Here is a 12,053-nt window from a genome sequence, read left to right as displayed (position 1 = left end):
TGTTCTTCTCATTTATTTTTATTTATGACGTCGATGAACACGGCCGCCAGCAGCACAAGGCCCTTGATCACTTGCTGGTAGTCGATGCCGATGCCCATGATGGACATGCCGTTGTTCATCACGCCCATGATGAAGGCACCGATGACAGCCCCCATCACCTTGCCCACGCCGCCCGAGGCCGAGGCGCCGCCGATGAAGCAGGCGGCGATCACGTCCAACTCGAAACCCGTGCCCGCCTTGGGCGTGGCCGTGTTCAGGCGCGCGGCGAAGATCAGGCCGGCCAGTGCGGCCAGCATGCCCATGTTGACGAAGGTGTAGAAGCTGACACGTTCCGTCTTGATGCCGGACAGGCGCGCCGCCTTTTCATTGCCGCCCACTGCATACACGCGGCGACCCAGCACCGTGCGGTTGGTAACGAAGGTGTAGGCGACGATCAGCACCGACATCACGGCCAGCACATTGGGGAAACCGCGGTAGGACGCCAGCAGGTAGCTGAAATACACCATCACGGCGGCAAAGATGCCGTTCTTCAGCAGGAAGAAGGCGCGCGGTTCGTTTTCCATGCCGTGCCTGAGCTGCTTGGCGCGGCTGCGCAGCGAGGTGAGCAGCAGCGCGCCAGCGGCGATCACGCCCAGCAGCAGCGAGAAGCCGCGCAGGTTCTCGCCGCCGAACGGGTCGGGCAAAAAGCCCGAGCTGAGCATCTGGAAGCCTTCCGGGAAGGGGCCGACCGACTGGCCGGCCAGCAGCGCCAGGGTCAGGCCCTTGAACACCAGCATGCCGGCCAGGGTGACGATGAAGGACGGAATTTTAAAGAAGGCGACAAAATAGCCTTGCGCACCGCCAATGACGGCGCCGGCCAGCAGGCAGACGATGCTGGCGGCGACAAAGTTCATTTCATAGTTGACGATCAGGACGGCCGCCAGCGCGCCGACGAAGCCGACCACGGAGCCGACCGACAGATCGATATGCCCGGCCACGATGACCATCAGCATGCCAAGCGCCATGATGACGATGTAGCTGTTCTGCAGCACCAGGTTGGTCAGGTTCAGCGGCTGCATCAGGGTGCCGTCCGTCATGTACTGGAAAAAGCCCATGATGACGAGCAGCGACAGCAGCATGCCGTAGTCGCGCATATTGTTCTTCAGGAAGCCGGCGTAGCTCTTGGCTTGCGGCGCGCTGACGGGCGCGGCGCCCGGCACCGCGTCCGCGGTCAGTTTATTGTCCATGGTGTTCTCCGTGTGTGACGATGGCGCGCATGATTCTTTCCTGTGACGCCTCTGCTGCGCTTAATTCGGCCGCGAAGCGGCCTTCGTTCATGACATAGATCCGGTCGCACATGCCCAGCAATTCGGGCATTTCCGAGGAAATCATGATGATGCATTTGCCTTCGGCGGCCAGCTCGCTGATGATGCTGTAGATTTCGTACTTGGCGCCCACGTCGATGCCGCGGCTCGGCTCATCGAGGATCAGGATGTCGGGGCGTGAAAACAGCCACTTCGCCAGTACCACTTTCTGCTGGTTGCCGCCGGACAGGTTGACCACTTTTTGCAGGATGCTCGAGCAGCGGATTTTCAGCTTGCGGCGGAAATCGTCGGCCACGCCGAATTCGCGCGCCTCGTCGATCACCATATGGCGCGACACGGCGTCCAGGTTGGCCAGGCTGGTGTTTTTCTTGATGTCTTCTTCCAGGATCAGGCCCAGGCCCTTGCGGTCTTCCGTCACATATGCCAGGCCATGCGCGATGGCCTTGCCGATGGTGCTGACGTCGATTTCCTGCCCGTTCTTGAGCACCGTGCCGCTGATGCGCTGGCCATAGGCGCGCCCGAAAATGCTCATCGCCAGTTCCGTGCGTCCTGATCCCATCAAGCCGGCGATGCCGATGATCTCGCCCTTTTTGGCGTGCATGCTGATGCCCTTGATGACAGGGCGGTCGGCGTGCTCGGGATGGAACACGCGCCAGTCGCGCACTTCGAAAATGGTCTCGCCGATGCTGGGCGTGCGGGCCGGATAGCGGTCGGCCATTTCGCGTCCGACCATTTTCTCGATGATGCGGTCTTCGCTGACGGGCTCAATGCGACAGTCGAAGCTGTCGACCGTGTTGCCGTCGCGTAGCACCGTAATGGCATCGGCGACGCGCGAAATTTCGTTGAGCTTGTGCGAAATCAGGATCGAGGCGATGCCCTGGCGCTTCAGTTCCAGCAGCAGGTCGAGCAGGGCCGCGCTGTCGCTTTCGTTCAGGCTGGCCGTCGGCTCGTCGAGGATCAAGAGCTTGACGTCCTTGCACAGGGCCTTGGCGATTTCGATCAGCTGCTGCTTGCCCACGCCCAGGTTGGTGATCAGGGTGTCGGGCGACTCTTTCAAGCCGACCTTTTGCAGCAGTTCGCGCGTGCGGCTTTGCGCATATTCCCAGTCGATCACGCCCATGCTGGCCGGCTCGTTGCCGAGGAAGATATTCTCGGCGATCGACAGCAAGGGCACCAGCGCCAGTTCCTGGTGGATGATGATGATGCCGATTTCCTCGCTGTCCTTGATGCCGCGGAAATGCCGCGTCTGGCCCTGGTAATCGATATCGCCCGTATAGCTGCCGTGGCCGTAGACGCCGCTCAGCACTTTCATCAGCGTCGACTTGCCGGCGCCGTTTTCCCCCACGATGGCGTGGATTTCGCCGCTGCGCACCCGCAGGTTCACATTGTCGAGTGCTACGACGCCGGGGAAGGTCTTGCGTATCCCGCGCATTTCCAGGATCGTGTTTGTCATATAACCTCTCTGGGCCCGGCAGTGCCGGGCCTTGCATGCCGTCGATGCTTATTTCACTTGCGCTTCGGTGTAATAGCCGCTGCCCGTGACCAGCACCTGCTTCCAGTTCGCCTTGTCGACGGTGACGGGTTTGAGCAGGTAGGACGGCACGACCTTCACGCCGTTGTTGTAGGTCTTGGTATCGTTGACGGTCGGTGCCTTGCCCGACAACATGGCGTCGACCATGTTCGCCGTCACCTTGGCCAGTTCACGCGTGTCCTTGAACACGGTGGACGACTGCTCGCCACGGATGATGGATTTGACGGACGGGATTTCCGCATCCTGGCCCGTGACGACGGGGAACGGTTGTTTCGGCGTGCCGTAGCCGACGCCTTTGAGCGACGACAGGATGCCGATGCTCAGGCCGTCATATGGCGAGAGCACGGCGTCGACACGCGCATTGCCGTAGTAGGCGCTGAGCAGATTATCCATGCGCGCCTGCGCCACGGCGCCATCCCAGCGCAGGGTCGCCACCTTGTCCATGCCCATCTGCTTCGAGCGCACCACCAGCTTGCCGCTGTCAATGTAGGGTTTCAGCACCGACAGCGCGCCGTTGTAGAAGAAGTGCGCATTGTTGTCGTCGGCCGAGCCGCCGAACAGTTCGATATTGAACGGGCCCTTGCCTTCCTTGAGTTTCAGCGCCGATTCGATATAGCCCGCCTGCAGCACGCCGACCTGGAAGTTGTCGAAGGTGGCGTAGTAATCGATGTTCTTGGTGCCGCGGATCAGGCGGTCATAGGAAATGACCTTGATGCCCTTGTCGGCCGCCTTTTGCAGTACGTTCGACAGGGTGGTGCCGTCAATGGCGGCGATCACCAGTACCTTGGCGCCCTTGGTGATCATGTTTTCCACCTGCGCCAGCTGGTTCGGGATATCGTCGTCGGCGAACTGCAGGTCGGTCTTGTAGCCGCGCTCCTTGAATACCTTGACCATGTTGTCGCCATCGGCGATCCAGCGCATCGAGGATTTGGTCGGCATCGAGATGCCGATCGCGCCCTTGTCCGCGGCATTCGCCATGGGAACGACTGCCATACCGGACGTCGCCAGCACCAGGCTCGCGGCCAGCATTTTCATTGTTGTTTTCATTTCAGGTCTCCACCGTCTTTTGAGTGTGAATGTGCCGGCGTCGTGGCCTCTGCGGGCCGCCTCCATGCCGATGGCCGCATGTGGGCCACGGCTGATACTAGTTTGTCCATACCTGCCTCACCAATCACTTTTTTCGCATTGTCGATATCCAAAACGGTATCGATGGCACGATTGATGCGATGCGCCAAATTCCCTCTGCCGCAGGTGGAAGCGGGGGCTTGCAAGGGGGCTTTTCGCGGCATTTTTTGGTGCACCGCAATACCAATAATCATCATGCAATTTGGTGATTTTCGTAATTGCGGTGACCCATGGCGGCGCGCAGAATCGGTTCGACCTTGAAGCCCGACCACCCGATGACCGTCTTTTGAAAGCTGCCATGCTGCCGATTTCTCCCGCTTCCCTGCTACCCGCCGATCTGGCGCAAGCGACCCTGATTGGCCGCATCTGGCGCGACGGTCCCTGCATCGTCGCCGTGCGCGGCGGTGAAGTGGTCGATATCACGGACACCGTCGCCACGGTGGCCGAACTGTTCGAGAGCGACAATGCGCTGGGCATCGCCCGCCATGCGCCAGGCACCTCGCTCGGCCCCGTGCAGGCTTTGCTGGAACAGGCGCTGGTGGCGCCGCCGCATGCACCGCTGCTGCTGGCGCCATGCGATCTGCAGGCGATCAAGGCATGCGGCGTGACCTTCGCCGTCAGCCTGCTCGAACGCGTGATCGAGGAGCAGGCGGGAGGCGATGCGGCGCGCGCCGCCAGTTTGCGCGGCGCGCTGCAAGCCACCCTGGGCAGCGATCTGTCGGCATTGAAGCCAGGTTCCGATGCCGCGCAGCGCCTGAAGCAGCAACTGCAGCAGCGCGGCGCCTGGTCGCAGTACATGGAAGTGGGCATCGGCCCCGATGCGGAAGTATTCACCAAGGCGCAGGCCATGTCTTCGGTCGGCTGCGGCGCGCAAGTGGGCCTGCTGCCATCGTCCGCCTGGAACAACCCGGAGCCGGAGATCGTCCTGGCCGTCAACAGTCGCGGCCAGGTGCTTGGCGCGTCGCTGGGCAATGACGTGAACCTGCGCGACATCGAAGGACGCAGCGCCCTGTTGCTGGGCAAGGCCAAGGACAACAACGGTTCCTGCGCCATCGGCCCCTTCATCCGCCTGTTCGACGAGCACTTCACGCTCGATACCGTGCGCCAGGCGGAAGTGTCGCTGCTGATCGAGGGAGCGGACGACGGTTTTGTCCTGGAAGGCGCCAGTTTCATGCGCGAGATCAGCCGCGACCCGCTGGACCTGGTGCGCCAGACGGCCGGCGCCTACCACCAGTATCCGGACGGCTTCATGCTCTTCCTCGGCACCATGTTCTCGCCCGTGAAGGACCGCGGTGCGCAGGGCGGCGGTTTTACGCACCACCTGGGCGACCGCGTCACCATCGCCAGCGCCGCGCTGGGCGCGCTGGTCAACGAAGTGCAGCGCTGCGACGCGATCCCGCCCTGGACCTTCGGCGTGCGCGCGCTGTACCAGAACCTGGCGCAACGCGGCTTGCTTTGATCCGATTATTTTAAAAAGAGAGACACCATGCAGCATGCAACTTATCCCAGCCTGGCCAATAAACGCGTCGTCATCACGGGCGGCGGTACCGGCATCGGCGTTGCCATCGTCGAGGCATTCGCGCGCCAGGGTGCCCACGTTACCTTTCTCGACATTGCCCGTGACGCGTCGCTGGCGCTGCAGGAAAAACTCGCGCAGCTGCCGCAGCCGCCCGTGTTCCGCTACTGCGACCTGACGGACCTCGACGCCCTGGCCGCCACCTTCGCCGATATCGGCAACACCAGTGGCGCCACGGATATCCTCGTCAACAATGCGGCCAACGACGACCGCCATCAGCTGCAGGACGTCACGCCCGCCTACTGGGACGAACGCATCGCCGTCAACCTGCGTCACCAGTATTTCTGCGCCCAGGCCGTGGCGCCGGCCATGCGTGGCAAGGGCAGCGGCGTGATCCTCAACCTGGGCTCGATTTCCTGGCACCTGGCGCAAGCCAACCTGTCGATCTACATGACGGCCAAGGCGGGCATCGAAGGCTTGACGCACGGCCTGGCGCGCGACCTGGGCGCCGATGGCATCCGCGTCAATTGCATCATTCCCGGCGCCGTGCGCACGCCGCGCCAGGAGCGCCTGTGGCATACGCCGGAAGCGGAAGCCGTGATCCTGCAGGGGCAATGCCTGCAGACGCGCGTGGAACCGGAAGACGTGGCGGCGCTGGCGCTGTTCCTGGCGTCCGACAACGCGGCCAAGTGCACGGGACGCGAATATTTCGTCGACGCGGGATGGTACGGCGCATGAACGTCACCGCTAAAGCACCGCGGCGTTTCCGTTCGCAGGACTGGTTCGACAATCCCGACCACATCGACATGACGGCGCTGTACCTGGAGCGCTTCATGAACTACGGCATCACGGCCGAGGAACTGCGTTCGGGCCGGCCCATCATCGGCATCGCGCAAAGCGGCAGCGACATCAGCCCGTGCAACCGCATCCACCTGGAACTGGCGCAGCGCGTGCGCGACGGCATCCGCGATGCGGGCGGCATCCCGATGGAATTCCCGCTGCACCCGATCTTCGAGAACTGCCGCCGCCCCACGGCGGCGCTGGACCGCAACCTGGCCTACCTGGGCCTGGTGGAGATCCTGCACGGCTATCCGATCGACGCGGTGGTGCTGACCACGGGATGCGACAAGACCACGCCGGCGCAGCTGATGGCGGCCGCCACGGTCGATATTCCCGCCATCGTGCTGTCGGGCGGCCCCATGCTCGACGGCTGGATGGACGGTGAGCTGGTGGGCTCCGGCGCGGCCATCTGGAAGGGCCGCCGCCAGCTCTCCGCCGGCTTGATCGACAACGACAAATTTCTGCAGATCGCCGCCGCCTCGGCGCCGTCGGCCGGCCACTGCAACACCATGGGCACGGCATCGACCATGAATGCGCTGGCCGAGGCGCTGGGCATGTCCCTCACGGGCTGCTCGGCCATTCCCGCACCCTACCGCGAGCGGGGCCAGATCGCCTATGCAACGGGGCGCCGCATCGTTGGCATGGCGCACGACGACGTGCGCCCGTCGAGCATCCTCACGCGCGAGGCGTTTTTGGACGCCATCATCGTCAATGCGGCCATCGGCGGCTCGACCAATGCCCAGCCGCACCTGATGGCCATGGCGCGCCACGCGGGCGTGGAACTGCACTCGAGCGACTGGATGGCACACGGCTATGACGTGCCGCTGCTGCTGAACATGCAGCCGGCCGGCAAATACCTGGGCGAGCGCTTCCACCGCGCCGGCGGCGTGCCCGCCGTCATGTGGGAGCTGCAAGAGGCGGGCTTGCTGCACGCGGACCGCTTGACGGTCACGGGCCAGAGCATGGCGGCCAACCTGGCAGGGCGCGAAAGCGCGGACCGCGAGATGATCCGTCCGTTTGCCGCGCCGCTGAAGGAAAAGGCGGGCTTCCTGGCCCTGCAGGGCAACCTGTTCGATTTCGCCATCATGAAGACCAGCGTGATTTCGCCCGCTTTCCGCGAACGCTACCTGTCGCGTCCCGGCAGCGAGGGCGTGTTCGAGGCGCGCGCCATCGTCTTTGATGGTTCTGCCGACTACCACGCTCGCATCAACGACCCGGCCCTGGCGATTGACGACAGCTGCATGCTGGTGATGCGTGGCGCCGGTCCCGTGGGCTGGCCCGGCTCGGCCGAAGTGGTCAACATGCAGCCGCCCGATGCCTTGCTCAAGGCCGGCATTTTGAACTTGCCGACCCTGGGCGACGGACGCCAATCGGGCACCTCGGACAGCCCGTCGATCCTGAACGCGTCGCCGGAAAGCGCTGTCGGCGGCGGCCTGGCGCTGCTGCGCACGGGCGACATCATCCGCGTGGACTTGCATGCGGGGCGCTGCGACATGCTGGTCGATGCCGCCGAGCTGGCACGCCGCGCGCAGGAGCTGCCGCCACCCGTCAACGACAGCGCCACGCCATGGCAGGAGATGTACCGCGCCAGCGTGGGCCAGCTGGAAACGGGGGCCTGCATAGAGCTGGCGCTGAAATACCGCGCAGTCGGCCAGACCCTGCCACGGCATAACCATTAGCAGCACGTAGGTCGGCTTAGCGCTGCGCGCGTAAGCCGACAACACCACGATCAGCAAATTTTTCAGCAGTACCCGTAGTTAAAAAACGTCGTTAATAACATCCACAAGGAGACACACAATGAACAAGATCATCAGTGCAGCCATCATGACCGCCATGCTGGCATTGAGCAGCAGCGCCGCCCTGGCCGACGCGAAAAACCCGAAGATCGGTTTTTCCATCGACGATTTGCGCGTCGAGCGCTGGACGCGCGACCGCGATTTCTTCATCGCCGCCGCCGAAAAGCAGGGCGCCAAGGTCTTCGTGCAGTCGGCCGACGCCAGCGAACAGCGCCAGATTTCGCAAATCGAAAACCTGATCTCGCGTGGCGTGGACGTGCTGGTGATCGTGCCATTCAACGCCACTGTCCTCAACAACACCATCAAGGAAGCAAAAAAGGCCGGTATCAAGGTGCTGTCGTATGACCGCCTGATCCTGGGCGCCGATATCGACGCGTATATCTCCTTCGATAACGAGAAAGTGGGCGAGATGCAGGCCGAAGGCGTGGTCAAGCTGCAGCCGAAGGGCAATTACTACCTGTTGGGCGGCGCGCCGACGGACAACAACGCCAAGATGCTGCGCGAAGGCCAGATGAAAGTGCTCAAGCCCTACATCGACAAGGGCGATATCAAGGTGGTGGGCCAACAATGGGTGAAAGACTGGAGCGCCACGGAAGCCTTGTCCATCGTGGAAAACGCGCTGACGGCGAATAACAACAAGATCGATGCCATCGTCGCCTCGAACGACGGCACGGCGGGCGGCGCCATCCAGGCGCTGGCCGCGCAAAAGCTGGCGGGCAAGGTACCTGTCTCGGGCCAGGACGCCGACCTGGCGGCCGTCAAACGCGTGATCGCCGGCACGCAGGCGATGACCGTCTACAAACCGCTGAAAACCATCGCCGCCGAAGCGGCCAAGCTGGCCGTGCAACTGGCGCGCAATGAAAAGCCGGCCTACAACTCCAGCTATGACAATGGCTTGAAAAAGGTCAGCACCGTGCTGCTGAAACCGACGCCGCTGACCAAGGCGAATGTGAACATCCTCGTTGACGACGGCTTCTATACCAAGGCGCAGCTGGGTAATTAAGTTCCGCGAGAATATTGGACGTAGGTCGGATTAGCGTAGCGTAATCCGACACCCGCCGGCGCTTGCAAAGCGCTGGTGATGGTGTCGGGTTACGCGCTGCGCGCTCACCCGACCTACGCCGATCTTCCAGCCTGTGGTTTTCCCCGTATCCGCAACGAGAGTGAGCATGTCCGATTATCTGCTTGAAATGAAAGGCATCGTCAAACAGTTTGGCGGTGTTCGCGCCCTCGACGGCATCGACCTGCAGGTGCGGGCCGGCGAGTGCATCGGCCTGTGCGGCGAGAATGGCGCCGGCAAGTCGACCCTGATGAAGGTGCTGTCCGGCGTCTACCCGCACGGCAGCTGGGACGGCGAGATCCTGTGGGAAGGCCAGCCCCTGCGCGCGCACTCGATCCGCGACACGGAAGACGCGGGCATCATCATCATCCACCAGGAACTGATGCTGGTGCCGCAGTTGTCCGTGGCCGAGAATATCTTCATGGGCCGCGAACTCACCCTGCCCGGCGGACGCATGCACTATGCGGCCATGTACAAGCGCGCCGACGAACTGCTGCGCGAATTGAAAATCCCGCAGCTGAACGTGGCGCTGCCAGTGATGAATTACGGCGGCGGCCACCAGCAGCTGGTGGAAATCGCCAAGGCGCTCAACAAGAATGCGCGCCTGTTGATCCTCGATGAACCGTCGTCGTCGCTGACGGCGTCGGAAATCGCCGTGCTGCTCGACATCCTGCGCGCTTTGAAGGCGCGTGGCGTCACCTGCATCTATATTTCGCACAAGCTCGATGAGGTGGCCGCCATCTGCGACACCATTGTCGTCATCCGCGACGGCAAACACATCGCCACCACGCCCATGGCGCAGATGAATGTCGAGCGCATCATCGCGCAGATGGTGGGCCGCGAAATGAGCCAGCTGTATCCGCAGCGCGCAGCGGAAAACACAGCGGCCATCGGCGAGGTGCTGTTCGAGGCGCGCCACGTGACCTGCATCGATGCGGACAACCCGCAGCGCAAGCGCGTCGACGACGTGTCGTTCAGCCTGCGCAAGGGAGAAATTCTCGGCATCGCCGGACTGGTGGGCGCGGGGCGCACGGAGCTTGTCTCCGCCCTGTTCGGCGCCTACCAGGGACCGTGCCAGGCCGAAGTGTGGCTCGATGGCCGCCGCATCGATACGGGCACGCCGCAAAAAGCCATCGCCATGGGCCTGGCCATGGTGCCGGAAGACCGCAAGCACCACGGCATCGTGCCCGACCTGGACGTGGGACAAAACATCACCCTGGCCGTGCTGGAGGAGTTTGCGCGCGCCACGCGCATCGACGGCGAAGCGGAACTGGCGGCCGTGCGCGGCGAGATCGCCCAGCTGGAACTGAAAACGGCCAGCCCGTCGCTGCCCATTACAAGCCTGTCGGGCGGCAACCAGCAAAAGGCCGTGCTGGCCAAGATGCTGCTGACGCGACCCCGCGTGCTGATCCTCGACGAACCCACGCGCGGCGTGGACGTGGGCGCCAAATATGAAATCTACAAGTTGATGCTGGCGCTGGCTGACCGGGGCGTGGCCATCATCATGGTCTCGTCGGAGCTGGCCGAGGTGCTGGGCGTCTCCGACCGCGTGCTGGTGATGGGCGAAGGCCGGCTGCGCGGCGACTTCATCAACGATGGCCTGAGCCAGGAAACCGTGCTGGCAGCCGCGCTGTCGCAGCATCCGGCGCCCGCCGCCACCCCCGCAAACAAGGAACCCGCCGCATGAAACCGATGAACGTCAAACAGCTGTTCACCCAATACAAGATGCTGGCCCTGCTGATCGCCGTGGCGCTGATCTGGGCCTTCTTTTCCTGGAAGACGGAGGGCAGTTTCCTCACGCCGCGCAACCTGTCGAATCTGCTGCGCCAGATGTCCGTGACGGGCATCCTCGCCTGCGGCATGGTGCTGGTGATTATCGCCGGCGAGATCGACCTGTCCATCGGTTCCCTGCTGGGCCTGTTGGGCGGTATCGCCGCCGTGCTGGACGTGACGCAGCACTGGCCGCTGGCGCTGAACCTGGCGGCCGTGCTGGGTTGCGGCCTGGTGATTGGCCTCTTGAATGGCTATCTGACGGCGTACCGCGGCATCCCTTCATTTATCGTCGGCCTGGGCGGCATGCTGGCCTACCGTGGCATTTTGCTGGGCATCACGGGCGGCATCACCATCGCCCCCGTCTCCGAACCGATGGTCTACCTGGGGCAGGGCTACCTGCCCGCCGTGCCGGGCATCGCGCTGGGCATCGGCCTGTTCCTGCTGGCCGCCTTTTTGACGTGGCGCGCGCGCGCCAGCCGCGCCCAGCATGGCTTGCCGCAGCCGGCCGCGTGGCTCGACGGTTTGCGCGTGGCCGTCATCGGCGCCGTGCTGTATGCCTTCGTGCAGACGTTGAACGGCTATGAAGGCATTCCGCTGCCCGTGCTTCTGCTGCTGGCCCTGCTTGGCCTGTTCAGCTACATCACCAGCCAGACCGTGTTTGGCCGGCGCATTTACGCCGTCGGCAGCAATATGGAAGCAACGCGACTGTCCGGCATCAACGTCAAGGCCGTCAAGCTGTGGATCTTCGGCATCATGGGCCTGATGTGCGCATTGGCAGGGCTGATCAACACCGGCCGCCTGGCGGCCGGTTCGCCCTCGGCCGGCACCTTCAGCGAGCTCGATGCCATCGCCGCCTGCTTCATCGGCGGCACCTCGATGCGCGGCGGCTCGGGCACCGTGTACGGTGCCCTGATCGGCGCGCTGGTGATGGCCAGCCTGGATAACGGCATGTCCATGCTGGACGTGGACACTTACTGGCAGATGATCGTGAAAGGCAGTATTCTGACTCTCGCCGTCTGGGTTGATGTCAGTACAAGGGCGGGACGCCGGTAAGACCGATGCGTGACCGGCAGCCAGGGACGACGATACGTTCCGGCCGCCACATGGA

10 protein-coding genes are annotated in these 12,053 nt (G+C 63.4%); 6 read left to right on the top strand and 4 right to left on the bottom strand.

The window, feature by feature from the left end; all coding sequences use genetic code 11:
- Nucleotides 1–8: 8 nt before the first annotated feature.
- The 4 genes from mmsB to ACQ4WR_RS12720 are packed head-to-tail and all read right to left on the bottom strand — an operon-like array spanning nt 9 to nt 4,157.
- A complete protein-coding gene (mmsB, locus tag ACQ4WR_RS12735) occupies nt 9–1,226 on the bottom strand; it encodes a multiple monosaccharide ABC transporter permease (RefSeq protein WP_436487622.1) in 1,218 nt (405 codons plus the stop codon).
- The gene (gene mmsA / locus ACQ4WR_RS12730) at nt 1,216–2,757 is read right to left on the bottom strand and encodes a multiple monosaccharide ABC transporter ATP-binding protein (RefSeq protein ID WP_436487620.1); all 1,542 of its coding nucleotides are present in this window, start codon (nt 2,755–2,757) and stop codon (nt 1,216–1,218) included. The genes mmsB and mmsA overlap by 11 nt, the downstream gene beginning before the upstream one ends.
- Nucleotides 2,758–2,805: 48 nt before the next feature.
- Nucleotides 2,806–3,828: a multiple monosaccharide ABC transporter substrate-binding protein gene (gene chvE / locus ACQ4WR_RS12725; protein WP_308410556.1), complete on the bottom strand. Its 1,023-nt coding sequence runs from the start codon at nt 3,826–3,828 to the stop codon at nt 2,806–2,808.
- Between the two features lie 50 nt (nt 3,829–3,878).
- Entirely contained in the window at nt 3,879–4,157 is a 279-nt protein-coding gene (locus ACQ4WR_RS12720; protein WP_436487618.1) for a hypothetical protein, read from the bottom strand.
- Between the two features lie 101 nt (nt 4,158–4,258).
- Between ACQ4WR_RS12720 and ACQ4WR_RS12715 the strand changes: the two genes are divergently transcribed.
- From ACQ4WR_RS12715 to ACQ4WR_RS12690, 6 genes are all read left to right on the top strand, one after another.
- Nucleotides 4,259–5,419, top strand: coding sequence for a fumarylacetoacetate hydrolase family protein (locus tag ACQ4WR_RS12715; RefSeq protein ID WP_436487617.1), 1,161 nt, complete (start codon nt 4,259–4,261; stop codon nt 5,417–5,419).
- Nucleotides 5,420–5,446: 27 nt separating this feature from the next.
- Nucleotides 5,447–6,214, top strand: a complete 768-nt coding sequence (gene xylB, locus ACQ4WR_RS12710) for a D-xylose 1-dehydrogenase (RefSeq protein WP_436487615.1) — start codon at nt 5,447–5,449, stop codon at nt 6,212–6,214.
- Nucleotides 6,199–7,995, top strand: coding sequence for an IlvD/Edd family dehydratase (locus tag ACQ4WR_RS12705; protein WP_436487613.1), 1,797 nt, complete (start codon nt 6,199–6,201; stop codon nt 7,993–7,995). Before xylB ends, ACQ4WR_RS12705 begins: the two co-directional genes overlap by 16 nt.
- Before the next feature lie 145 nt (nt 7,996–8,140).
- Nucleotides 8,141–9,115, top strand: coding sequence for a D-xylose ABC transporter substrate-binding protein (gene xylF, locus ACQ4WR_RS12700; RefSeq protein WP_436487838.1), 975 nt, complete (start codon nt 8,141–8,143; stop codon nt 9,113–9,115).
- A gap of 166 nt (nt 9,116–9,281) precedes the next feature.
- Nucleotides 9,282–10,859 (top strand): D-xylose ABC transporter ATP-binding protein, encoded by a 1,578-nt coding sequence (gene xylG, locus ACQ4WR_RS12695; protein ID WP_436487611.1) that lies wholly within the window; start codon nt 9,282–9,284, stop codon nt 10,857–10,859.
- Nucleotides 10,856–11,998: a sugar ABC transporter permease gene (locus tag ACQ4WR_RS12690; RefSeq protein ID WP_102293000.1), complete on the top strand. Its 1,143-nt coding sequence runs from the start codon at nt 10,856–10,858 to the stop codon at nt 11,996–11,998. Before xylG ends, ACQ4WR_RS12690 begins: the two co-directional genes overlap by 4 nt.
- Nucleotides 11,999–12,053: the final 55 nt, after the last annotated feature.

It is taken from the genome of Janthinobacterium amylolyticum (assembly GCF_051380655.1).
In the GTDB taxonomy this organism is placed as follows: domain Bacteria; phylum Pseudomonadota; class Gammaproteobacteria; order Burkholderiales; family Burkholderiaceae_D; genus Janthinobacterium.
The sequence above is the reverse complement of the archived record's forward strand: the minus strand, read 5'-3'. Positions and strand labels throughout refer to the sequence as shown.

Bases quoted from the DNA above. Each gene is read 5' to 3' on its own strand.
- mmsB (WP_436487622.1), bottom strand. From the start codon at position 1,226: ATGGACAATAAACTGACCGCGGACGCGGTGCCGGGCGCCGCGCCCGTC.
- mmsA (WP_436487620.1), bottom strand. From the start codon at position 2,757: ATGACAAACACGATCCTGGAAATGCGCGGGATACGCAAGACCTTCCCC.
- chvE (WP_308410556.1), bottom strand. From the start codon at position 3,828: ATGGCAGTCGTTCCCATGGCGAATGCCGCGGACAAGGGCGCGATCGGC.
- ACQ4WR_RS12720 (WP_436487618.1), bottom strand. From the start codon at position 4,157: ATGATGATTATTGGTATTGCGGTGCACCAAAAAATGCCGCGAAAAGCC.
- ACQ4WR_RS12715 (WP_436487617.1), top strand. From the start codon at position 4,259: ATGCTGCCGATTTCTCCCGCTTCCCTGCTACCCGCCGATCTGGCGCAA.
- xylB (WP_436487615.1), top strand. From the start codon at position 5,447: ATGCAGCATGCAACTTATCCCAGCCTGGCCAATAAACGCGTCGTCATC.
- ACQ4WR_RS12705 (WP_436487613.1), top strand. From the start codon at position 6,199: ATGGTACGGCGCATGAACGTCACCGCTAAAGCACCGCGGCGTTTCCGT.
- xylF (WP_436487838.1), top strand. From the start codon at position 8,141: ATGACCGCCATGCTGGCATTGAGCAGCAGCGCCGCCCTGGCCGACGCG.
- xylG (WP_436487611.1), top strand. From the start codon at position 9,282: ATGTCCGATTATCTGCTTGAAATGAAAGGCATCGTCAAACAGTTTGGC.
- ACQ4WR_RS12690 (WP_102293000.1), top strand. From the start codon at position 10,856: ATGAAACCGATGAACGTCAAACAGCTGTTCACCCAATACAAGATGCTG.